Source organism: Qipengyuania zhejiangensis (assembly GCF_035607565.1).
GTDB classification, from domain to species: Bacteria; Pseudomonadota; Alphaproteobacteria; order Sphingomonadales; family Sphingomonadaceae; genus Qipengyuania; species Qipengyuania zhejiangensis.
Genome location: NZ_JAYKGO010000003.1, coordinates 1 through 21145 on the forward strand (window position 1 = coordinate 1; position 21145 = coordinate 21145).

Consider the following 21145-nt stretch of genomic DNA (forward strand, 5'->3'; position numbering starts at 1 on the left):
GAAGAACCCGAGAAAAACCTGGCCACCTCGAAACCTTCGCGGGCCAGAGCGGAAAGCACGCTCTGCTGATCGCAGCCCGCAAAACAATGGAAGAGAATAGCCTTTCGGCCGAGCGTCACGCCGAGCGAAGGTGTGCGGTCTTCGTGTGCGGGGCAGCAGGCCATCCCCTTTGTGCCTGACCATTTGCCCCCTCGGCTTTCACAGATCCTTCGGGCGGTGTCCTCGAGCGAATGACGTGACAGGGTTGAATTCGAAACGGGCATACCAGCTCCATAGCCTCACAATTGCCCCCTCCAGACGACCCCCTCTTCTCTCGGCTAAACTTGCAAAAAACGTTTTCCTACACCCACGTGTTCTATTTATGTTCTCTTGCGGATCGAGGCAAGGTGAAAGGTAATTCAATGCGAATGTCTCTGGTGGCTTGCGGTTGCGGTGCGCTCGCGATTGCGATTTCGGGATCCGCGCACGCGCAGGAGTTTCGGGTCTTCGACCATGACCTCGGCACAGTTGAGGTTACAACCGACAAAGGGCGCGCTTTCAACCCGACTGCAATCCACTTGGGCAAGCCAGATGGCGGCGCGGCCTATATCGATAGAAGCTTCAAGGAAGCCTTGTATGAGCCACTCATCCGGCAAGCTGAAGCGCGATACCAATTGCCGCCTCGACTGCTTCAGGCCCTGATTTGGCAGGAATCGCGGTTCAACCCGATGGCAATCAGTCCGGCTGGCGCCGCTGGGCTCGCTCAACTCATGCCGGGAACGGCAAGAGAACTTGGTGTCAGCAATCGCCACGATCCGGCTGAGAACATCGATGGCGGCGCGCGGTATCTGAAGCAGATGCTAGAGCGCTTCGGTGCGATCCATCTCGCGCTGGCCGCATACAATGCTGGACCCGGCGCTGTGTCGCGAGCCGGCGGGATACCGAAAAATCGGGAAACACCTGGATATGTGAAGAGCGTTATCGACCGATGGATGGCATACAGTTCGATATGACTACGAATCGGAAAAGGATCAGCGGACGGCTCGAGCACCTTCCTCGGGGAGCTGTAATTGTAACCGATGCCGGAGATCATTGGGTTCTCGAAGACTACGAACCCTCAAACGAAGACTTTGGATTTGAGGTTACCGCAGAGGGTATCGTTGTCGGGTTCGACCGCCTTCGCGTCGAATGGCTGGGGCAGGTGCCCGTCTAGGAGCAGGTCACGCGGCTCTCAAAACTGCAATGTTTTGCGCTTTGCCGCCGATGGAATCGAGGAAGTCTGCCCAATCCTGCAGCATTGCACGCCGAGGAGCGAGATATTCGGCAGCATTGTATGCTCCGCGAACTTCGTTCTCTTCGCTGTGTGCCAATTGCAGTTCGACCCAGTCTTCATGATATCTGCGGATCCACATCGGTGGTTCGCCGACCTCGACCAGCTGCTCATTCGCCCAGGTGCTCGCCAGACCCCTGAAGCCGTGAACAGTTTGTCGCCCGTGGTAACCGAGCCGATAGAGGCCATAGATCATCGTATTCTCGGAAAGCGGCATCTTGGGCTTCTGGCCTGGAAAGACGTATTCGCCTTCGGACTTGCTGATCATATCTTGAGCAAGAGAAGCGGCTTGTCGCGACAAAGGCACGATATGCTCGCGGCCCATTTTCATCCGATCAGCGCCAATGCGCCAAACTGGTGAATCTCCGACTAGACCTTCAAACTCGTGCTTCTTGGCGAACCGGAGTTCCTTGGTCCGGACCCATGTAAGAAGAGCAAAGGTCAATGCCGCCCGCGTAATTTCGGATCGTCTCTCACCCTCTTCCTGGTATCGCTCCATCTTGATGATGAGTTCGGGTAGCTGTGCCAGAGGCAGCTTCGCCATATGCTTGACCCGAGGACGTGGCTTCAAAGCCCCCCGAAGATGCGCCGTTGGATCGGAATCGCAAAGTCCGCTGGCAATCGCGAACTGGAATACCTGACCAATACATTGCTTGGCCCGTCGACTGATGTCCAGCGCGCCGCGCTCCTCGATCTTCCGAATGACCTTCAGGACTTCTGGTGGAGTTATCTCATGCATCATGAGCTCGCCTAAGACAGGAAGCACGTCCTGCTCCATCCGCGACCACACGCGCTTCGCATGGGCGGGATTGAGACTACTTGCTCTGTTCTCATGCCACATGGTGGCAATCGCCCTGAAGGTCTTAGCCTCTTCGAAGTCCCGACCCGGTTTGTGAACCATCGGGTCCCTGCCTTCGGCCAGCACACCCTTGGCAGCTCTCTTGAGTTCTCTTGCGGCCGCTATTCCGACTTCGGGGTAGGCACCGAAAGAAAGCAGCTTCTCTTTCCCGTGGTACCGGTATTTCAGCCGCCAGAGCTTCGAGCCGTTCTTTGGCACGAGGAGGAATAATCCCTCCCCATCCGCAAGCTTGTACGGACGCTCAGCCGCCTTCGCTTTTTTGATCTGAATCTCACTCAAGGCCATTGGGGGTATCGCTCCTTTTCGCTACCCCCGGAAAATACCCCCAAAATACCCCCACACCAAATCCGGCTTCAAGCGAATGCATGCGCACGCAGGCGGACGCGAATCACTCACATCATTCTGTTTTAATTGAGTTTTACGGATGCATGCGGAAGCAAGCGAACCCATGCGGATTCGAGATTGGTAGCGGAGGAGGGACTCGAACCCCCGACACGCGGATTATGATTCCGCTGCTCTAACCACCTGAGCTACTCCGCCCCGAGAGGCATACCGGGACCATTGGTCAGCACGGCAGGCGGCGCATTTAGGGCGCGGCGGTGTGGCGGTCAACCGCCCAATTGATCGGGCCTCTCAGTTTATGCGCGATCGCGGGTTGCAGCCTGATTTATCCGCTCGCCCTTGGCCGCCAACCCCGTGAACCGTTCGCAATTGAAAGCGTCATGATTCCTCGCGGCCGCGAAAGGCAAATGACCTGACCGGTTCCCATGGCCCACCGCGATAACGGAACAGGGAAAGCCCGGGAAAGGCAAACGGTCGCGGCACGATAAACTCGGCAAGCTCGGCTTGCAGCGCCTTGGCCTCGGCGCTGGTGACCTTGTTCTGGATTGTGACATGCAGCCGCGGACGATGCTGGTCCTGTGCCGTCAGCAGGCCATGGAAATTCTCCGCCAACCGTTCGCGAAGGCGCAACATGCCATCGCTTTCCAGCTTGATCGCGGTTCCGCCGCCGAGCGACATCAGACCGACCACCTGGCCCCGCACCGGCGCCACGTTGGCGGCAATGCGCTTGCAGCACGATATGACTTCGCCTTCGCTCATCGCGGGGAGTGCGTGGAAAAGCGTGACATGGGCTTCGAGGAAATTGCGTTCGGGCGGGAAATGCGCCGTTCGCAAAGCGGTGTACCGCGCATGCAGATCTTCGGGCAGTTGCGCCGTCAGAATGAGCGGTGCATCGCCCCCGTCGGAACCTGACGTGCTCACATCTCTCCGCGCTTGCGGCGGATTTCGAACCATTTGGCGACGTTGCGATTGTGTTCGTCCAGGGTCCGCGCGAATGCATGGCCGCCTGTCCCATCGGCAACCATATAGCGCGCGTCTGTATCGGCGGGGTTCAACACCGCGGCGATCGATTCTCGGCCCGGATTGGTGATCGGTCCCTTGGGCAGGCCGACCATCGAATAGGTGTTGTAATCGTTGATCGCGGCGATTTCCGACTGACGAATCCGGCGCCCCAGCGGTTTGCCCTTGGTAATCGGGTAGATAATCGTCGGGTCCGCCTGCAGCAGCATCCCATCCTTCACGCGGTTGGAATACAGCCCGGCAACCATCCGCCGTTCACGCGCCACGCCGGTTTCCTTCTCGACGATGGACGCCAGGATGACCGCGTCCTTGACGTTGTCGACCGCAATATCCTTCGCCCGCTTCGGCCACGCTTCCGCGAGGTAGTTCTGCATTGCCGCCTGCATGCGCGCGAGCACGGCGGCGCGCGTTTCGCCGCGTTCGAAATCATAGCTGTCGGGAAGAACGGACCCTTCGACCGGCACCGGTATTTCGCCGGTCAGCAGGTCTTCGGCCATCAGCCGTTCGTACACCATGATCGAAGGCAGACCTTCGGGCACGGTAACGAAGCGGCGGATCACCTGGCCGCTCTGCAAGGTGCCAAGGATTCGCGACGGACTGGCACCGGCCGGCAGTTGAAACTCGCCGGCCTTGATCGGGTCTCCCGAGCCGAAAATCTTCGCCCGCAGGAGGAAGCCTTCGGCTGAATCGATCAGCCCTTCTTCCTCGAGCTTGTCCGCAACCGAGGTCAACGATGCCCCCGATGGAACGATGAAGTTCGTGTCTTCCTCGACACCGGACGAGCCCCACCAGCCCGACAGGAACCATGCCGCGCCGACGAGCAGCGCGAGCGCAACCAGTGCGCCGAAGCCCAGCGCGCCCGTTTTCTTCACGTCAGTCGACTTTCTTGATGATCAAGGATGCGTTGGTGCCGCCAAATCCGAAGCTGTTGTTGAGGGCGGCCTTCACTTCACGCTTCTTTGCCTGCTTGGGCACAAGGTCCACGCCTTCGGTGCCGTCATCGGGATCGTCGAGATTCAGCGTCGGCGGAACGATCTGATCACGAATTGCAAGAATGCAGAAGATCGCCTCTACCGCGCCGGCGCCGCCGAGGAGGTGGCCGATAGCCGACTTGGTCGAACTCATGGATGCACCGCCGAGATCGTCGCCCAGCACGCGCTTGACGGCGGCCAGCTCGATCGTGTCCGCCATGGTCGAGGTGCCATGCGCGTTTACGTAATCGATGTCGGTCGTTTCCATGCCCGCCTTGCGCAGTGCCATACGCATGGCCAGTTCCGCGCCCTTCCCTTCAGGGTGCGGCGCGGTGACGTGATACGCATCGCCCGACAGGCCGTAGCCCACGACTTCGGCGTAAATCTTGGCGCCGCGCGCCTTGGCGTGTTCGTATTCTTCCAGAACGACCACACCCGCGCCTTCGCCCATGACGAACCCGTCCCGGCCCTTGTCATAAGGGCGGCTGGCTTCGGTCGGACGGTCGTTCATGCTCATGTTGAGCGCGCGCGCCTGGGCAAAGCCGGCCACGCCCAGCGGATTGATCGTGCCTTCTGCACCACCCGCCAGCATCACGTCGGCATCGCCGTCCTTGATCATGCGCGCCGCATCGCCAATCGAGTGTGCGCCGGTCGAACAGGCGGTAACCACGGCGTGGTTCGGCCCCATCAGACCGTATTTGATCGACACCTGGCCGGAGATGAGATTGATCAGGCGTCCGTGGACGAAGTGCGGGGAAACGCGCCCCGGGCCCCGTTCGTGGAGAACTATCGATTCGCTTTCGATGCCCGGCAAGCCGCCGATGCCCGAACCGATCGAAACGCCGGTGCGCAGCTTCAGGTCATCGTCCATTTCGGCAAGACCGGCGTCTTCGATGGCCTGGCCAGCCGCATCGATCCCGTAGATGATGAACGGATCGACCTGGCGCTGAACCTTGTGATCCACGCGCTTGTCCGGATCGAAGCCCCATTCGTGATCCTTGGGCTTCACTTCGCACGCGATCGTGCACTTCTGGTCCGACGTATCGAAGCGGGTAATCTGACCCGCTCCGCTCTTGCCGGCGATAAGGTTCGCCCAGCTGGTTTCGACGTCGCCGCCAAGAGGGGTGACGAGTCCGAGACCGGTTACGACCACACGACGCATGCAATTCTCCGTTTAAAAGACAACAGGCCCGGCCCTCTGACGGGTCGGGCCTGTCCGGTCCCGCCCCATGCAAGGGACGGGTCGAGAAGAGAGGTGCTTAGCCCTTGTGCTCTTCGATGTACTTGGTCGCGTCACCGACGGTGGTGATCTTTTCAGCCGCATCGTCGGGAATTTCCACGCCGAATTCTTCTTCGAAGGCCATCACCAGTTCAACGATGTCGAGGCTGTCTGCACCGAGGTCGTCGATGAAGCTGGCTTCCTGGGTAACCTTGTCGGCTTCGACGCCGAGGTGCTCGACGACAATTTTCTGCACGCGGTCGGCAGTATCGCTCATTTTATTCCCTCTCGAATTCTGGGGGTTTGAAAATTGCCTTTCGCCCTAATGAACGGGCGCGGCAAGCGCAAGGGTCTGACGCAGGACCTTGGAAATTGACCTTGCCCGGCACAAGTGTATTGTCCGGCTATTACACAGAAGGAACTCATAAATATGAAGCGCTTCGCCCTCGCCGCCTCTGCCTTGCTGCTGACCGCGTCCCCCCTTCCCCTGATGGCGCAGGACGACGCACAAACGGAACTGGTGGACACCGGCACTGGCGCACAAATGGTGCCCGTTCCCGGTTGGGCGAGCGAATCCCGCGACGGAATGCTCCTGTTCACCGCGCCCGAAGGCGACGCGACCACCGCAATCGTAGGTATCGATTCCGCGCAGGACGGCGGTGAAGCGGTAAAGCTGGCTTGGGCGAGGTTCGACCCCGACTTCGATCGCACCGTTCTGATCGCGCAAGATCCGCCCGCCCGCGACGGATGGGACAGCATCACGGTGGTGAATTACGAAAGCTCCCCGGCGGAAAAGATCGCCATCCAGGCGATCGCGCTGCGCAAGGGGGACAGCTGGACAGTCGTCCTGATCAACGGAGCCATCGCCACCGTCGCCAAGCGTGGGGCGCAGCTCAGCCAGGCATTCGGATCTCTTCGCCCGGCAAATTTCGAAAAGGAAACCTTCGCCGGCAAGGAAGCCAACGCCCTCACCCCCGAACGAATCGCCGAAATCACCGCGTTTGTGGGCGAAGCCATGAAGGGCCTCGAAATTCCGGGCGTGGGTCTTGCGCTGATCGATGACGGCAAGATCGTGTGGGAAGGCGGACTCGGCGTGACCGCTCTCGGCAGCACGGAAGCGGTCGACAAGGACACCGAATTCATGGTCGCCTCCAACACCAAGGGGATGGCCACCTTGCTGCTTTCCACCCTGGTCGATGAAGGCAAGCTGGGGTGGGACCAAACGGTAACCGATGTTTACCCCGAATTCCGCCTTGGCAGCGCGGAAACGACCGCGAATGTCCGGATAGAACATCTGATCTGCGCCTGCACGGGCCTGCCCCGCAAGGACATGCAGTGGGTGATGAACACAAGCGCCGAAACCCCGGCCAGCGACACCTTCGTTCAACTGGCGGCCACCGAACCGACGAGCGGTTTTGGAGAGGTCTTCCAGTACAACAATCTGATGGCCAGCGCGGCCGGGTATATCGGCGGCCATCTGGTCCACCCCGACATGGAAATCGGTGCGGCTTTCGACAAAGCGATGGAAGAACGGATTTTCGCCCCGCTGGGCATGACCCGCACGACGTTCGATTTCGACGCGGCGATGGCCGAAAACTGGGCGCGTCCCCATGCACGGGGATACGACGGCCCGGTCGAAATGGCGCCGATGGACTGGAACTACATGGTCTATCCTTATCGTCCCGCTGGCGGCGTCTGGTCGAGCGCGCACGACATGGCGCTCTATGCCCTCAACGAACTGTACGAAGGCACGCTGCCCGATGGCACGCAGCTGGTATCGAAGGAGAACCTGCTCAAGCGGCGCGAACACTATGTCCCGATCGGCGAGGATAGCTGGTACGGCATGGGCCTCATGGAAAGCGCCTCGATGGGCAAGTCGGTCTATTTCCACGGCGGCAGCCTGATAGGGTACAAGAGCAACTTCTGGTTTATTCCCGAAGACAAGGTTGGCGCGGTGCTGCTGACCAATTCGGATACCGGACAGGCTCTGCTCGGCCTGTTCCAGCGCAAACTGCTCGAAGTGCTGTATGACGGGAACGATGAAGCGGCGGAAAACCTGTCCGCTTCCGTGCGCCTGGGCGCAGAAGCGCGCGCCAAGGGCCGGGAAGGCATTGTCGAACAGGGCGATCCTGCGGTTCTTGCCGCCCTCGCCCCGCGTTACGTCAGCCCCGAACTCGGCCCGTTGACCGTAAGCCGTGACGGCGACGCCACGTGGATCACCGTCACTTCGGGCAAATCGCCCGTTGGCACCAAGGCGAACGACGACGGCACGCACTCGATCCTGTTCATGGTGCCCGGCTTCTTCGGTTTCCCGCTGATCGCCGGCGAACGCGATGGGAAGCGTGTGCTGACCCTCATCGACGCGCAGCACGAATATGTCTTCACCGAGGATGCGGGCTGAAGCGAAACGGTTTCGCGCCATGTCGAGGGGTCCGAGGCAAAAACCTCGGACCCCAAGCTCTCCCGCACCGTTGTATGGGCATTAACCCATTCAAATAGGGAAGCAAATCATGAGCAGTACCGTATACAAGAGCCTCACCGACACCACGTTCGATTCTGTCGAAGGCTATCGTAAAGCCGCCGAAAAAGCTGACAGCCCGCAGTTGCAGCAGGCGCTCAACCAGCGCCTCCAGTCGCGCGAGCAAACGCTGCGCCAGATGAATGCACAGCTCGAACTCCAGGGCGACGAACTCGTCACCAAGGGAACGATGACCGGCGAGCTGCACCAGATGTGGGTCAGCATCACCGACCTGTTCGAAAGCGGTGACGAAGCCGCCGCCGAACGTGTCGAAGAAGGCGAAGACTACATCAAGTCGAAGTTCGAAACCGCGCTCGAAAGCGACCAGCTCGAAGCTTCGGAACGCTCGGTCGTGCAGCAAGCCTATAGCGAGATCTGCGAAGGCGAACGCTTTGGCGACATGATCGCGAAACAGTACGACTGATCTCGCGTTCAATCACACCGGAAGGGCGCGGAGCGATCCGCGCCCTTCTTGCGTCAGGACGGATCGGTGAAAAAGTGACGACGGTCGCGAGCCGAAACCGGCCATTTCGAGACCGCTCTCCAGCTACGCCCCGTTGTGATCCTCATGTGCCAGCTGTGCGTCTTCAGGCCCGGCATGATGCAGCGCCAACTGCTGCTGCGCCCGGCGTCGCGAGGCAATGCGGGATAGGCCCGCAGTAGGGTAGTCCTTGCCCGGCTCCAGTCCGAGCGAGCGACTATAAAGTTCCTGCGCCCGGTCCAGGTCGCCCACCACTTCGCGGCAAAGCCCTGCATTGAAGGTCAAGGTGATATGGTCGGGCTGTAGCGCGTTCAGGCGGTCGAACTCGGCGCAGGCAGCACCCCAATCCGATTTGGTCAGGTTCAGGGCTTTCTTGAATGACTTGCGAAGCGATTTTGCCATGCCGTCGCGGCTTTCGAGGACACGGATATCCTCGTTTCGCTGGGTCGGAGCAAGGTCACGGCGCACTTCCCCGGCGAAGCGCTCGATCATGCCTGTGACCATGTCGCTGGCCGACGGCACCGAGGACTGGTTCTCGCAGTATCGCTGCGATCCGCTGGTCGAATACCCGCGGTCGTATACCAGCTCATCTCGTCCATCGAGCATCAGGACTTCGCCTGTGAACCGCACGGCGAGCTCGCGGCACTTGTACGTGAACGTGCGCCGCTCCACGCATTTGCCGTCCTTGTCCTCACGAACGCACTTTCGTTCTTCCGCGGTGCCCGACGGCAGGCGCTCCACTTCGGACAGGGCCGCTCCGCTGATCCACGCTGTCTGCGTTGCGCCCTCACCCGGACCTATGCCACGGCGGACATCGTAGTAAGCTGCTCCGTCGATCACTGCGCGCGCCATCGCGTCGCGCAGTTCAAGTTCGAATTTCGTGCCTTCGTTGCCGTCGAAACGCTCGATCACGATGGTCCGGAATTCCGAAGGAGCATCCGATCCGGCTGCGTATGTCCCTGAGATCGGCAATGTTTCTGCCGCCGCCGGCGTCGACAGGAGGGCGAAGCTCCCCGCTGCGAAAACTGCCAGCCCAGTTTGGCGAATGGTCATTCCTGCCCCCGTGCAAAATCTGTTTGCACCATTCTTAGTCAGGAAAAGTGATCCGAATATGAACAAGTCGCGGCATATCCGACCGCATCCGGCCCGAAGTCATCCGGAATTTCGAGTGTGGGGAGCGCGGCGCGAGGCCGCGCTCCCGAGAGATCAGTCGCCCGAGCGATCGGCGCGGGCTGCCTCTGCACCTTCCGGCTTGGGTGCGTCGATCGTCCGGATATGCACGTCACGCAGCTGGCGCGGGCTGACGAGCGAGGGCGCGCCCATCATCAGGTCCTGCGCCTTCTGGTTGAGCGGGAAGGCGATGACTTCGCGGATGTTCGGCTCGTCGGCCAACAGCATCACGATCCGGTCAATACCCGGAGCAGAACCGCCATGCGGCGGCGCGCCAAGCTTGAACGCTTCGATCATCCCGCTGAAGTTTTCGTCCACGTCAGCCTGCGAATAACCGGCGATTTCGAACGCCTTGTACATGATGTCCGGACGGTGATTACGGATCGCGCCGCTGGAAAGTTCGTACCCGTTGCAGACGATGTCGTACTGCCAGGCCTTGATGTCGAGCGGGTCCTGCGTTTCCAGGGCTTCCATCTCGCCCTGCGGCATCGAGAAGGGGTTGTGGCTGAAATCGACCTTCTTGGCGTCTTCGTCGTATTCGAACATCGGGAAATCGACGATCCAGCAGAACTTGTAGCAGCCTTCCTCGACCAGGCCCAGCACGTCGCCAACGCGGGTGCGCGCGGCACCGGCCAGCTTGGCCGCGTCCTTTTCCTTGCCGGCGGCAAAGAACAGGCCATCGTTTTCGCCAAGGCCCAGCTCCGCATAAAGCTTTTCCATGCCTTCGGTGCCGTGGTTCTTGGCGATCGGGCCGCCGAACTCGCCGCCCTTGCGGGTGACATAACCGAGGCCGGCGAAACCTTCGCGCCGGGCCCAGTCGTTCATTTCGTCGAAGAACTTGCGGCTCTTCTCGTGCGTTTCGGGCGCAGGTACCACGCGCACGCGGCCACCGCCGCCAACGATCTTCTCGAACAGGCCAAAGCCCGAAGTCTCGAAGTGGGCCGTGACATCGCTAATGACCAGCGGGTTGCGCAGGTCTGGCTTGTCGGTGCCGTATTTCAGCATCGATTCGGCATAGGGGATGCGCGGAAATTCACCCGCTAGCGTAACCGTCTTCCCGCCCGAGAATTCCTCGAACACACCGGCGAGCACCGGTTCGATCGCCTGGAAGACATCTTCCTGCGTCACGAAGCTCATTTCGAAATCGAGCTGGTAGAATTCGGGGCTGCGGTCGGCGCGCAGGTCTTCGTCGCGGAAGCAGGGCGCGATCTGGAAGTACCGGTCGAATCCGGCGACCATCAGCAACTGCTTGAACATCTGCGGCGCCTGTGGAAGCGCATAGAAACGGCCGGGATGAAGACGGCTGGGGACCAGGTAATCGCGCGCGCCTTCGGGCGAGGATGCGCCGAGGATCGGCGTCTGGAATTCGCTGAAGCCTTGCGCGATCATACGCTGACGAAGGCTGGTGATGACCCGGTTGCGCAGCATGATGTTTGCATGAACGCGTTCGCGGCGAAGATCGACGAACCGGTATTTCAGGCGCGTTTCTTCGGGATAATCTTCCGCCGAATTGACGATCAGCGGCAAATCTTCCGCCCGGCTCTGAACCGTGATGCTGCGGGCGAAAACCTCGATCTCGCCAGTAGGCAGGTTCGGGTTCACCGCCACGTCCGCGCGCGCCTTTACCGTGCCGTCGATCGTGACGACCGATTCCAGCTTGAGCTTTTCGAGCACCGGCAAGGCTTCGCTGTCGCTATCGGCAACGATCTGGGTGATGCCGTAGTGATCGCGCAGGTCGACGAACAGCACGCCGCCGTGATCTCGCTTGTTGTGCACCCATCCCGAAAGGCGGACGGTTTCGCCGACGGTTTCCTTCGTCAGCTGTGCGCAGTTGTGGGTACGATAGGCGTGCATCTAAAATCTTTCCATTTTCGGAGCTATGGCGCTAGGGCGCGGCGCGCGGGCAGCCATTAGCAGGAATCGCGCGCGCTAACAGGGCAAGGGCGACTTTTTGTCAAGGTCGGCCGGGCCGAGAGCGGTACTCCGCTCAACGGACAGAAAAGATACGATGAAAATACATGACCTCATTACGACCTCGGACGCGCTCGCCGAATTGTGCGAACGACTGGCGAAAAGCGACTTTGTCACGGTCGACACCGAATTCATGCGCGAGAACACCTATTGGCCGGAACTGTGCCTGGTTCAGATAGCCAACGAGGAAGAAGCCGCGGCGATCGACCCGCTTGCCAGCGGCATCGATCTCAGCCCGCTGTGGAACCTGATGTGCGACAATGAAGACGTGCTGAAGGTCTTCCATGCCGGTGGGCAGGATGTCGAGATCGTCTACAATTTCACCGGCAAGACGCCGCACCCGATCTTCGACACGCAGATCGCGATGATGGCCATCAGCCAGTCCGAACAGATCGGCTATGCCAACCTTGTCGAAAGCTGGCTCGGAATACCGGTCGACAAGGGGGCGCGGTTTACCGACTGGAGCCGCAGGCCACTGACCGAACGGCAGATCGAATACGCCATCGGCGATGTGACCCACCTGTCGGAAATCTTCCCGAAGATACTGAAAAAGTTGATCAAGACGGGCCGCGGCGTGTGGCTCGATGCCGAAATGGACAAGCTGGCCGACCCGGCGAATTACGCCAACGACGCGGGCCTTGCCTGGAAGCGCATCCGCTCGCCCGGTCGCAACCAGACGATCCTCGGTCGCCTCAAGGCATTGGCCGCATGGCGCGAAGGCGAAGCGCAGCACAAGAACATCCCGCGCGGACGGATCATGCGCGACGAGACGCTGGCCGATATCGCCAGCCATCCGCCCAAGAAGCAGGCCGACCTCATCAAGGTGCGCGGCCTGTCGAATGCGTGGAAAGACAACGACATCGGCAAACGGCTTATGAAAGTGCTCGAAAAGGCAGAGCCGCTTCCGAAGGAAGAAATGCCGATCAAGACCAAGCCGGGCGCTCCGCTGGGCAAGGAAGGCGCGCTGGTGGCCGATCTGCTCAAGCTGTTGCTCAAGATCCGCGCGCGCGAAATCGATGTGGCGGCGCGATTGCTCACCCGCTCGGACGAAATGGAAGCGCTTGCGGCGGGCGTTCGCAAATTGCCGATCCTGGAAGGCTGGCGCTACGAGGTTTTCGGCAAGGATGCGCTGGCACTGGTCGAGGGCAAGACCGCCTTCGCCGTCAAGGACGGCAAGCTGCTGATGACCCATGTCGACACCATGGGCGACGAAATGGCCGAAACGCAGGTGGCGGAATGAGTCGCGCCGGGTGAGCACCTATCTTCCCACGCTGAAACAGCTCCAGTATCTGGTTGCGCTGCACGAGCACGGGCATTTCGGACGCGCCGCAGAGGCGAGCTTCGTTTCCCAGTCGACCCTTTCCGCCGGCATTCGCGAACTCGAATCCCTGCTTGGCGTCACCCTCGTCGAACGCAGCCGACGGGTTGTGCGGTTTACCGCCCTTGGCAATCAGGTGGTGGAAAAAGCGCATCGGATACTGCGTGAGGCGGAGGAACTGGTGGACATGGTCCAGGCGGCGGGCAAGCCGTTGGCCGGTCAACTCCGCATGAGCGTGATACCGACGATCGCCCCCTTCATGCTTCCCCGTTTCTTGCCGCGTCTGCGCCGCGAACGCCCCGATTTGCAGCTGTTCCTGCGCGAGGAAACCAGTCACGACGCGGTCGAATCCTTGCAGCATGGCCGGGTGGACTGCGTGCTGCTTGCCCTGCCCTTTGCAACCGGCGAAGTCGAAAGCGCGCATATCGCGAACGATGAACTCTACGTCGCTTTCCCCAAGAACGATCCCCGTGACCCGCCCGCAGTTATTCCGCCGAGCATGATCGACGAAGGTCGGTTGCTGTTGCTCGAAGATGGGCACTGCCTGAAGGAGCACGCTCTGGCCGCCTGTGACCGGCCCGAACTGCGCGCGTCTGCAACCATGATCGGCACCAGCCTGCACACTTTGGTGCAGATGGTCGACAACGGCCTCGGGCTGACAATGCTGCCCAAGATGGCGGTCGACGCCGGAATCCTGAACGGAACGGATGTCGTGGCCCGCCCGCTGAAGAGCAAGAATGCTATGCGGGAAATTGCCCTGATCTGGCGCAAGAATTCGCCCCGACGGGACGATTTTGAACTGTTGGCCGAGGAATTGCGCGCCGGTTGAACCGGCCTGGGCGTCTTCGTTTACACGAAAGGGTGGTTAGCCCATTTCGTCCTGACGGCTGTCCTGATGGAACAAGGCGTGCCGTGAAACCGGCCCGGTCGTGATGCTCGCGGTCAGCGAACAACGCGGAAAAAACGCACCGTTCTAGGCGGCTACGCGCCGCTTCATGAAACCGTCGATCTTCTTCACGGCGATCATGGGGACAATCACGCTGAGCGCGATGCCGCCAAGCGAACACGCGGCAATCCAGATCGCCATGGGGGTGCCACCCGAAAGGTACAGACCGTAAATCACGGGCGCTGCCAGCACGAGGCCGCGAATTTCGTTCAATACGAAAGCGACGGCACCGATCTTGAGCAATGCGGCGAGCAACATGTGAAGTGTAGCGGTCATGCCCCGTTGTCTAGAGGGCAGAAGTTGATTTTTCGTTGACCGCCAAACTGCGGTTCGCCCGCATCAATCCATGTGCTTGAGGCCGACCCGCAGATAATCCCAGCCGGTTACCACCGTCAGCACGGCCGCGGCCCACAGCGTGACGAGGCCGACCGTATGCGGCACGTTGGCGTCCACGGTGCCGATCATCAACGTCCAGCCCGGCAATCCTTCGCCAAGGATCAGCGACCCCAGCGCGACGAGCTGGAAGGTAGTCTTCCATTTCGCAAGTCGGCTGACCGGCACGGAAACCTGCAATCCGCCGAGGAATTCCCGCAGGCCCGAAACCGCGATTTCGCGCATGAGGATGATCAGTCCGGCGATTACGTGCATGTCGCCCACATAGGGGCCGCGCAGGACGTTCTGGGCAGCAAGAACGAGAATGACCGCCGCGACCATGATCTTGTCGGCAATGGGATCGAGGAAGATGCCGAGTTTCGAAACCGCGCCACTGGACCGGGCCAGCATTCCGTCGAAATAGTCGGTGATCGCCATGGCGCAGTAGAGCACGAACGCCGCCAGATAGCCGTTTTCCCAGCCGGGCCACCACAGCAGGAAGGCGAGCAGAGGTATCGCAACGATCCGCGACAGGGTGAGCATGTTCGGCAGCGTCAGCATCGTGAAATCCCCCTAGCGCGTTGCGACCCGCCGCAAAAGTGGCGGTTTTGCCTTGTCCGCTTTTCTGATGGCTCTACAATCGGCTCCCTATCGCGGCAGTGCCCGGGGGGTCATGACTACTACTACGCATCTGCTGCGCTCCAGGCGCTTCTTGCCGCTGTTCGTCACACAGCTTTTCAACGCCTTCAACGATAACCTCTACAAGACAGCGATGGTCCTGTTCGTCGTGTACCAGGTGTACAACGACGAAAGCACCGAGGCCGCCTTCAGCGGGCTGGCTTCGGGTTTGTTCATCCTGCCGTTCTTCATCCTTTCCGCGCTCGCCGGTCAGCTTGCCGACATGCGCGACAAGGCGCGGATCATCCGCATCGTGAAATTCTGCGAAATCCTGATCATGATGGTGGGGGCAGTCGGCCTGACGATGGCGTGGAAGGGCATCGCGGTCGATACCGTGGCCATCCCGCTGCTGCTGGTCGCGCTGTTCGCGATGGGTGTGCATTCGACTTTCTTTGGGCCGATCAAATACGCGATCCTTCCCCAACACCTCGGCAAGGACGAAGTCCTGGCGGGTACGGGCTGGGTCGAAGCCGGGACCTATATTGCCATCCTTGCAGGGACGATCATCGCCGGATGGATACCGGTAGAAGTCGCTGCAATCGCAATTGTCGGCACCGCCGTCGTGGGTTGGCTGGTCAGCCTGCAAATCCCGACCGCGCCCGCGCAGGGCGAACCGGAAAAGCTCGACTGGCACATCCTTCGCGCATCGGTGAAGCTGGTGCGCGACACCATGCACAACCCCGAAGTGTTCTACGCAATCCTCGCGATCAGTTTCTTCTGGACCATCGGTGCGGTGCTGTTCATCCAGTTCCCGCCTCTCGCCAAGAACGTGATCATGGCATCGAAGGAAGTGGCCAGCCTCTTCCTCGTGGTGTTTTCCGTCGGGGTGGCGATCGGGTCGATTGCGGTGAACAGGTTGCTGAAGGGCACGGTTTCGGCGCGCTACGCCCCGCGATCCGTTCTCGTGATGGGCCTGTTCGTCGTGGCCTTCTATGTCGTCTGCAAGCTCTGGCAGGCCGACGCGCCGACCGAATTGCTCGATGTCCCGGCGTTCATTTCCTGGCCGATGGCGACGCTGTTGCTGATGTGCCTACTGGGGGTCGCGGTTGCTGGCGGCATGTTCGTCGTTCCGCTATACGCATTTCTAACCACGCGGGTCGCGCCCGAAAAGGCGTCGCGAACGATCGCTGCGAACAACATCGTGAATTCTGGCGCGATGGTCGGCGGGTCCTTGCTGGCGATGGGCATGAGCGCGATTGGCGTCCCCATCGTGGAGCAGGTGCTGATTAGCGCCGCGATGTGCCTGTTTTCCGCATGGCTAGGCAAGCGGCTTCACGAAGCGGAACAGGTGGCCGCCGAAGCGGCGCTTCAGGCCGGCCCGTAATCGTTCAGATGATGAAGGCCAGGACCGCCGCAAACGTCGCGAAATAGGTCGTCGCGACACCGCGAATATCGCTCGCGGTCAGCTTCCAGTCGACGGTATCGTTCGCCGGAAGGTCCGCAAACGCGGTTCGCCGTTGGGGAAGGCTGGCCCTGAACCAGTGCCGGGCCGTTTCGCTCGAAAGGACAAGTGCGCGTCTCATGATGCCGGGTTAACGCTTTTTTAACCCAAAGCGATCCCGAACAAATGTGCGTGTCACAAAACGGTACGCAATCGCAGGGTGCGGCCCTCATGGCCGATTGCCAGCCGCAGGCCATCGGGCTACTCGCGCAGGCCATGAAAGCGCCCGAAACACCCGCCGCCGCCCGCCTCCTCGTCGACTGTCTGGTCGAACAGGGATGCGACCGTATCTTCACCGTTCCGGGGGAAAGTTTCCTCCAGGTTCTCGATGGCCTTGGCCAGCAGGACACGATCGAAGTGGTCACGTGCCGCCAGGAAGGCGGGGTCGCGTTCATGGCCTGCGCCGATGGCGCGATGACGGGCCGTCCGGGTGTCGCTTTCGTAACGCGCGGTCCGGGCGCCACAAATGCCAGCATCGGCGTCCACGTGGCGATGCAGGATTCGCAGCCGATGATCCTGTTCGTGGGCGATGTCGATTCGTCGATGCGCGATCGCGAAGGCTTCCAGGAAGTCGACTTCGCCGCCTTCTTCGGCCCCATCGCCAAATGGGCCGCAAGGATCGATTCCGCAGACCGCATTCCCGAATACGTGGCGCGGGCATACGCAACCGCGATTTCGGGGCGCCCTGGCCCGGTCGTGCTGGCCCTGCCCGAAGATATGTTGAGCCGTGCCACGCAGGCGGTCCCGCGCGCGCGCGTCGAACGGCCCGCGCAGGCCCCCTGTCCCGATGCAATGCAGGCGATGATGGCGTTGATTGCTGACGCTGCGTCGCCCGTCGCGATCATTGGCGGCGCGGGTTGGAACGCCAGGGCGAGAGAGCATTTCCAGCTGTTCGCCGAACGGCTGGGCATCCCCGTCGCCACGGCCTTCCGCCGTCAGGATGCAATTTCCCCCTCCAGCCCGGTCTATGCGGGCAATCTTGGCTATGGACCGAACCCCAAGCTGGTCGACCGGGTCAAGAACGCGGATCTGATCCTTGCCGTGGGCGCGCGGCTCGGCGAAGCGACGACCGACGGTTACACGGTGCCGCCGCTGGTCGCTGCGGATCGCCACCTGATCCATGTCCACCCCGATGCCGACGAGCTCAACAGCGTCTATCCCGCAACCTTGGCGATATGCGCCGACATGGGCGAATTCGCCGAAAGCGCCGCCTTGTGGGACGAAGGCGAAGCGATTGATTTCGATGCCGGGGCGCAGGCGCATGCGGAATGGCAAGCGTGGGCCACAGCCCACCCCAACGGACACCGGCTCGACATGGGCCAATGCGTCCAGTTCATGCGCGATACGCTGCCTGCCGACACGATCGTGTGCAACGGCGCCGGCAACTTTGCCGGTTGGTGGCACCGGTACTGGCGCTATGCCGGTTTCCCCAGCCAGTTGGCCCCCACCTGCGGTGCCATGGGGTACGGCGTGCCCGCTGCCGTATCGGCGGCGCTGCGTCACCCGGAACGCACTGTGGTGGCCGTTGCCGGCGATGGCGATTTCCTGATGAACGGGCAGGAATTGGCCACCGCCGCTCAACACGGCGCGAACCTGATCGTGATCGTGGTGGACAACGGGGCATACGGTACCATCCGCATGCACCAGGAACGCGAATTTCCGGGCGAAGACCGGATCAGTGCCACGCGGCTGGCCAATCCCGATTTTGCCGCGCTTGGTCATGCGTTTGGCGGTTGGTCGACCCGCGCCGAAACAACCGCGCAATTCGAGACTGCCCTGGCCGAAGCCAAGGGCCGAACCGGCCTGCGCCTGATCCATTGCGTGATCGATATCGAACAGCTGGCGGCTTCCGGCGCTACGATCAGCGGCCTTCGCGACCGATAGATAAAGAAAAGGGCCGCCCCTGTTTGGGGGCAGCCCTTTTCGTGTTCGATCAGGCGTTAAAGCGTCGTCAGATATCGTTGCCGAGCTTGCCTTCGATTTCGCCCTTGAGCTGCTGGGCTTCGCCCTTGCGCTCCTGGCGTTCGCCATCGCGTTCCATGCTGTTGTTGTCGGTTGCGTCGCCAACGACCTGCTTCGTGTTGCCGGCCAGTTCGTTTGCGTTGCCTTTCAGCTTTTCGGTCAGTTCACCCATGGGGTATCTCCTTGCTGTGTGATCGCACTGAATTTCGTGCAGTTACAAGGAGATAACTGGCCAACTCGAAAGTCGTTCCGGCCTATGCGGCGAACCGGGGCTGCTGCGGGACCAGATTTCAGACGCCGGCCATCGAAAGGATGATCGACCATTCCTCCGGCTTGATCTCAGCCACCGATAAGCGCGACAATTTGACCAGCTCGCAATCGGCCAATCGGGGTTCCGCCTTTATCTGCTTCAGCGTCACCGTGTTCGGCAGCTTGGTCTTCGGCTTGATTTTCACAGCGGCCCACTTGCCTTCGGGATCGGTCGGGTCGGTAATCCCCGCCACGCTCACTTCGCAGATGCCGACGATCTCCAGCCCTTCCCGCGAATGATAGAAGAACGCCTGGTCCCCGACCGCCATCGCAGCCAGATTGTTCTTCGCGCGGTGGTTGCGCACACCGTCCCAGGTGCCTTCTTTCTCCGCCACAAGGTCGTCCCAGCTGTATTTGAAGGGTTCGGACTTCATCAGCCAGTAACGCATCGGGCGGTTCTCCTTGTCAGCACATGCCAGTTGATCGGCACCGCGACCTAGCGTGCCGACCTTCCGGTGGCCACCCTGCCCCGACCGCCGATTAACGGGTTTTTAGCTCTCTTTGGCTAGGTCCGCAGGCTCTATCTACAGGGGGCGGGCTTGGTCGCAGGATCGACATTGGAAGACGGCACGGAGGTTCGCGGTTCGAAGCAGGCCTTCGCTCGCAAGGAGCACGATTTCGTGACGCTTGGGATCGCGATCGCGGCCATCATCCTTTTCGTCGGCACCGCCGGTGTCGCGCTGCCCACCCTGTTTCGCGCCTGGAACGGCAATGCGCCCTCCCCCGATCTGATCCTGACAAACGCCCTTCTGCTCAACATCGCGCTGATCCTTCTGGGATGGAACCGGTACAAGATCCTGAATGCGGAACTCGTCCAGCGGCGCCACTCGGAAAAAGAGGCCCGCAGGCTGGCGGAAATCGACCACCTGACCGGTTGCCATAACCGCCGCAGCTTTACCGCGGCGCTCGGCGACTTGCTGGCCAGCCAGACCCGTCCCGACCGTGCCTTTGCCGCAATCGCGGTCGACCTCGACAATTTCAAACAGGTCAACGACCTCAACGGCCACCAGGCCGGCGACGAGGTGCTTTGCGTAACGGCGGGGCGTATCGCAGGGCTGCTGCCCGAAGGTGGTCTGCTCGCCCGGCTTGGCGGAGACGAGTTTGTTTGCGTGGTGCCCTTTCATCCGCAGGTTCCCGACCGGATCGACCATCTTGCCACGCGCATGGTGGAAATCATGTCGTCGCCCGTGCGGCATGACGGCGTCGCCATCGACGTGACCATTTCGATCGGGATCGCTTCCAGCACCGAACTCGACAACATGGGTCTTGGCCCGATTTCCGCGCAGAAGCTGATGCACAAGGCGGATATCGCGATGTATCACGCCAAGAAGCAGGGCAAGAACCGCTTCTACTGGTTCGAAACGCCGATGGAAAACGAGCTGCGATTCCGCAACGAGCTGGAAGCCGGCATCCGCAAGGGTATCGCGCTGGGCGAATTCAAGCCGTATTACGAACAGCAGATCGACCTGACATCGGGCAAACTTGTCGGGTTCGAAATGCTGGCCCGCTGGGAATCGCCCGAAATGGGCGTCGTCGGACCGGACATTTTCATCCCCATCGCCGAAGAAATCGGCGTGATCGGGGACATGAGCGAACGCCTGATCGCGCAGGCTTTCGAAGACGCGAAAGCGTGGAGCACCGAAATCACCTTGTCGGTGAACATTTCGCCCGTGCAAATGCGCGACCCGTGGTTTGCGCAAAAGCTGCTCAAACTGATGGTGAAGCACAATTTCCCGGCCAATCGCCTGGACATCGAGATCACGGAAAGCTGCCTGCACGAAAACATCGGCATGGTCCGCACCATGATCACCAGCCTGCGCAACCAGGGCGTCCACATCAGCCTCGACGACTTCGGCACCGGCTATTCCAGCCTGTCGCAATTGCGCAGCCTGCCTTTCGACCGCCTCAAGATCGACCGCAGCTTCATTTCCGAGCTCAAGGAAGAAGAACACAACGGCAAGCTGGTCGATGCGATCATCTCGATGGGTGACGGGCTCAAACTGCCCATCACGGCGGAAGGCGTTGAAAACGAAGTTGTTCTCGAAGCGTTGAAGCGCATGGGCAATCTGAAGGGTCAGGGATACCATTATGGCCGCCCTGAACCCGCCGACCTGGTCATCGAACGCCTGGCCAAGCAAAACCTTCTGGCCAGACCGTCAACCGGTGGCGTGGCCCAAATCGGTTTGGCCGAACGCAGCACCGAACACGAAAGCGACGCCAAGGCGGGCTGAGACCCGTGCGCACTGGACGCTGCGGGCG

The 21145-nt window shown here is 60.9% G+C and carries 22 protein-coding genes and 1 tRNA gene; 9 read left to right on the forward strand and 14 right to left on the reverse strand.

Going from position 1 to position 21145, the window contains the following annotated elements:
* Window positions 1-263: CHC2 zinc finger domain-containing protein (locus VR863_RS07600; RefSeq protein WP_324827870.1), on the reverse strand; the 263-nt coding region annotated here is incomplete at its 3' end.
* Window positions 264-407: 144 nt separating this feature from the next.
* Between VR863_RS07600 and VR863_RS07605 the strand changes: the two genes are divergently transcribed.
* Together VR863_RS07605 and VR863_RS07610 are read left to right on the forward strand one after the other, a co-directional pair.
* Window positions 408-992, forward strand: a complete 585-nt coding sequence (locus VR863_RS07605; protein ID WP_324827871.1) for a lytic transglycosylase domain-containing protein — start codon at window positions 408-410, stop codon at window positions 990-992.
* Entirely contained in the window at window positions 989-1192 is a 204-nt protein-coding gene (locus VR863_RS07610) for a DUF5818 domain-containing protein (RefSeq protein WP_324827872.1), read from the forward strand. The genes VR863_RS07605 and VR863_RS07610 overlap by 4 nt, the downstream gene beginning before the upstream one ends.
* Before the next feature lie 7 nt (window positions 1193-1199).
* Here the strand turns inward: VR863_RS07610 and VR863_RS07615 are convergent, their stop codons facing one another.
* The 6 genes from VR863_RS07615 to VR863_RS07640 all read right to left on the reverse strand — a co-directional run bounded on the left by VR863_RS07615 (window position 1200) and on the right by VR863_RS07640 (window position 5997).
* The gene (locus tag VR863_RS07615) at window positions 1200-2453 is read right to left on the reverse strand and encodes a tyrosine-type recombinase/integrase (RefSeq protein WP_324827873.1); all 1254 of its coding nucleotides are present in this window, start codon (window positions 2451-2453) and stop codon (window positions 1200-1202) included.
* Window positions 2454-2631: 178 nt separating this feature from the next.
* Window positions 2632-2708 (reverse strand) — tRNA-Met (locus VR863_RS07620).
* 180 nt (window positions 2709-2888) lie between these two features.
* The gene (locus VR863_RS07625) at window positions 2889-3431 is read right to left on the reverse strand and encodes a 2'-5' RNA ligase family protein (RefSeq protein ID WP_324827874.1); all 543 of its coding nucleotides are present in this window, start codon (window positions 3429-3431) and stop codon (window positions 2889-2891) included.
* Window positions 3428-4402 carry an endolytic transglycosylase MltG gene (gene mltG, locus VR863_RS07630; protein ID WP_324827875.1) on the reverse strand — a complete coding sequence of 325 codons (975 nt, stop codon included), beginning with the start codon at window positions 4400-4402 and terminating at the stop codon, window positions 3428-3430. The genes VR863_RS07625 and mltG overlap by 4 nt, the downstream gene beginning before the upstream one ends.
* Window position 4403: 1 nt before the next feature.
* Window positions 4404-5663, reverse strand: coding sequence for a beta-ketoacyl-ACP synthase II (gene fabF, locus VR863_RS07635; protein ID WP_324827876.1), 1260 nt, complete (start codon window positions 5661-5663; stop codon window positions 4404-4406).
* Between the two features lie 97 nt (window positions 5664-5760).
* Window positions 5761-5997: an acyl carrier protein gene (locus VR863_RS07640; protein WP_006834437.1), complete on the reverse strand. Its 237-nt coding sequence runs from the start codon at window positions 5995-5997 to the stop codon at window positions 5761-5763.
* 153 nt (window positions 5998-6150) lie between these two features.
* On the opposite strand from VR863_RS07640, the gene VR863_RS07645 reads away from it, so the two are divergent.
* Together VR863_RS07645 and VR863_RS07650 are read left to right on the forward strand one after the other, a co-directional pair.
* A complete protein-coding gene (locus VR863_RS07645) occupies window positions 6151-8121 on the forward strand; it encodes a serine hydrolase domain-containing protein (RefSeq protein WP_324827877.1) in 1971 nt (656 codons plus the stop codon).
* 109 nt (window positions 8122-8230) lie between these two features.
* A complete protein-coding gene (locus VR863_RS07650; protein WP_324827878.1) occupies window positions 8231-8662 on the forward strand; it encodes a ferritin-like domain-containing protein in 432 nt (143 codons plus the stop codon).
* Window positions 8663-8785: 123 nt separating this feature from the next.
* Here VR863_RS07650 and VR863_RS07655 read toward each other — a convergent pair whose 3' ends face one another.
* Both VR863_RS07655 and aspS read right to left on the reverse strand, forming a co-directional pair.
* Window positions 8786-9772, reverse strand: coding sequence for a hypothetical protein (locus VR863_RS07655; protein WP_324827879.1), 987 nt, complete (start codon window positions 9770-9772; stop codon window positions 8786-8788).
* 153 nt (window positions 9773-9925) lie between these two features.
* Window positions 9926-11743 (reverse strand): aspartate--tRNA ligase, encoded by a 1818-nt coding sequence (aspS, locus tag VR863_RS07660; RefSeq protein ID WP_324827880.1) that lies wholly within the window; start codon window positions 11741-11743, stop codon window positions 9926-9928.
* Window positions 11744-11897: 154 nt separating this feature from the next.
* On the opposite strand from aspS, the gene rnd reads away from it, so the two are divergent.
* Complete coding sequence (gene rnd, locus VR863_RS07665) at window positions 11898-13100, forward strand: ribonuclease D (protein WP_324827881.1); 1203 nt, start codon at window positions 11898-11900, stop codon at window positions 13098-13100.
* A 10-nt stretch (window positions 13101-13110) separates the two neighbouring features.
* Window positions 13111-14007: a hydrogen peroxide-inducible genes activator gene (locus tag VR863_RS07670; RefSeq protein ID WP_324827882.1), complete on the forward strand. Its 897-nt coding sequence runs from the start codon at window positions 13111-13113 to the stop codon at window positions 14005-14007.
* Between the two features lie 144 nt (window positions 14008-14151).
* Here VR863_RS07670 and VR863_RS07675 read toward each other — a convergent pair whose 3' ends face one another.
* The gene (locus VR863_RS07675) at window positions 14152-14400 is read right to left on the reverse strand and encodes a hypothetical protein (protein ID WP_324827883.1); all 249 of its coding nucleotides are present in this window, start codon (window positions 14398-14400) and stop codon (window positions 14152-14154) included.
* A 63-nt stretch (window positions 14401-14463) separates the two neighbouring features.
* A complete protein-coding gene (gene pgsA / locus VR863_RS07680; RefSeq protein WP_324827884.1) occupies window positions 14464-15057 on the reverse strand; it encodes a CDP-diacylglycerol--glycerol-3-phosphate 3-phosphatidyltransferase in 594 nt (197 codons plus the stop codon).
* A gap of 112 nt (window positions 15058-15169) precedes the next feature.
* Here pgsA and VR863_RS07685 point away from each other — a divergent pair, with 112 nt between their 5' ends.
* Window positions 15170-16498, forward strand: a complete 1329-nt coding sequence (locus VR863_RS07685) for an MFS transporter (protein ID WP_324827885.1) — start codon at window positions 15170-15172, stop codon at window positions 16496-16498.
* A 4-nt stretch (window positions 16499-16502) separates the two neighbouring features.
* Here the strand turns inward: VR863_RS07685 and VR863_RS07690 are convergent, their stop codons facing one another.
* Window positions 16503-16697 carry a hypothetical protein gene (locus VR863_RS07690; RefSeq protein WP_324827887.1) on the reverse strand — a complete coding sequence of 65 codons (195 nt, stop codon included), beginning with the start codon at window positions 16695-16697 and terminating at the stop codon, window positions 16503-16505.
* 134 nt (window positions 16698-16831) lie between these two features.
* Between VR863_RS07690 and VR863_RS07695 the strand changes: the two genes are divergently transcribed.
* The gene (locus VR863_RS07695; RefSeq protein WP_324827888.1) at window positions 16832-18499 is read left to right on the forward strand and encodes a thiamine pyrophosphate-binding protein; all 1668 of its coding nucleotides are present in this window, start codon (window positions 16832-16834) and stop codon (window positions 18497-18499) included.
* 67 nt (window positions 18500-18566) lie between these two features.
* On the opposite strand, the gene VR863_RS07700 is transcribed toward VR863_RS07695, so the two are convergent.
* Complete coding sequence (locus VR863_RS07700) at window positions 18567-18749, reverse strand: CsbD family protein (protein ID WP_324827889.1); 183 nt, start codon at window positions 18747-18749, stop codon at window positions 18567-18569.
* A 118-nt stretch (window positions 18750-18867) separates the two neighbouring features.
* Window positions 18868-19275, reverse strand: coding sequence for an EVE domain-containing protein (locus tag VR863_RS07705; RefSeq protein ID WP_324827890.1), 408 nt, complete (start codon window positions 19273-19275; stop codon window positions 18868-18870).
* 168 nt (window positions 19276-19443) lie between these two features.
* On the opposite strand from VR863_RS07705, the gene VR863_RS07710 reads away from it, so the two are divergent.
* Window positions 19444-21117, forward strand: coding sequence for a putative bifunctional diguanylate cyclase/phosphodiesterase (locus tag VR863_RS07710; protein ID WP_324827891.1), 1674 nt, complete (start codon window positions 19444-19446; stop codon window positions 21115-21117).
* Window positions 21118-21145 lie beyond the last annotated feature (28 nt).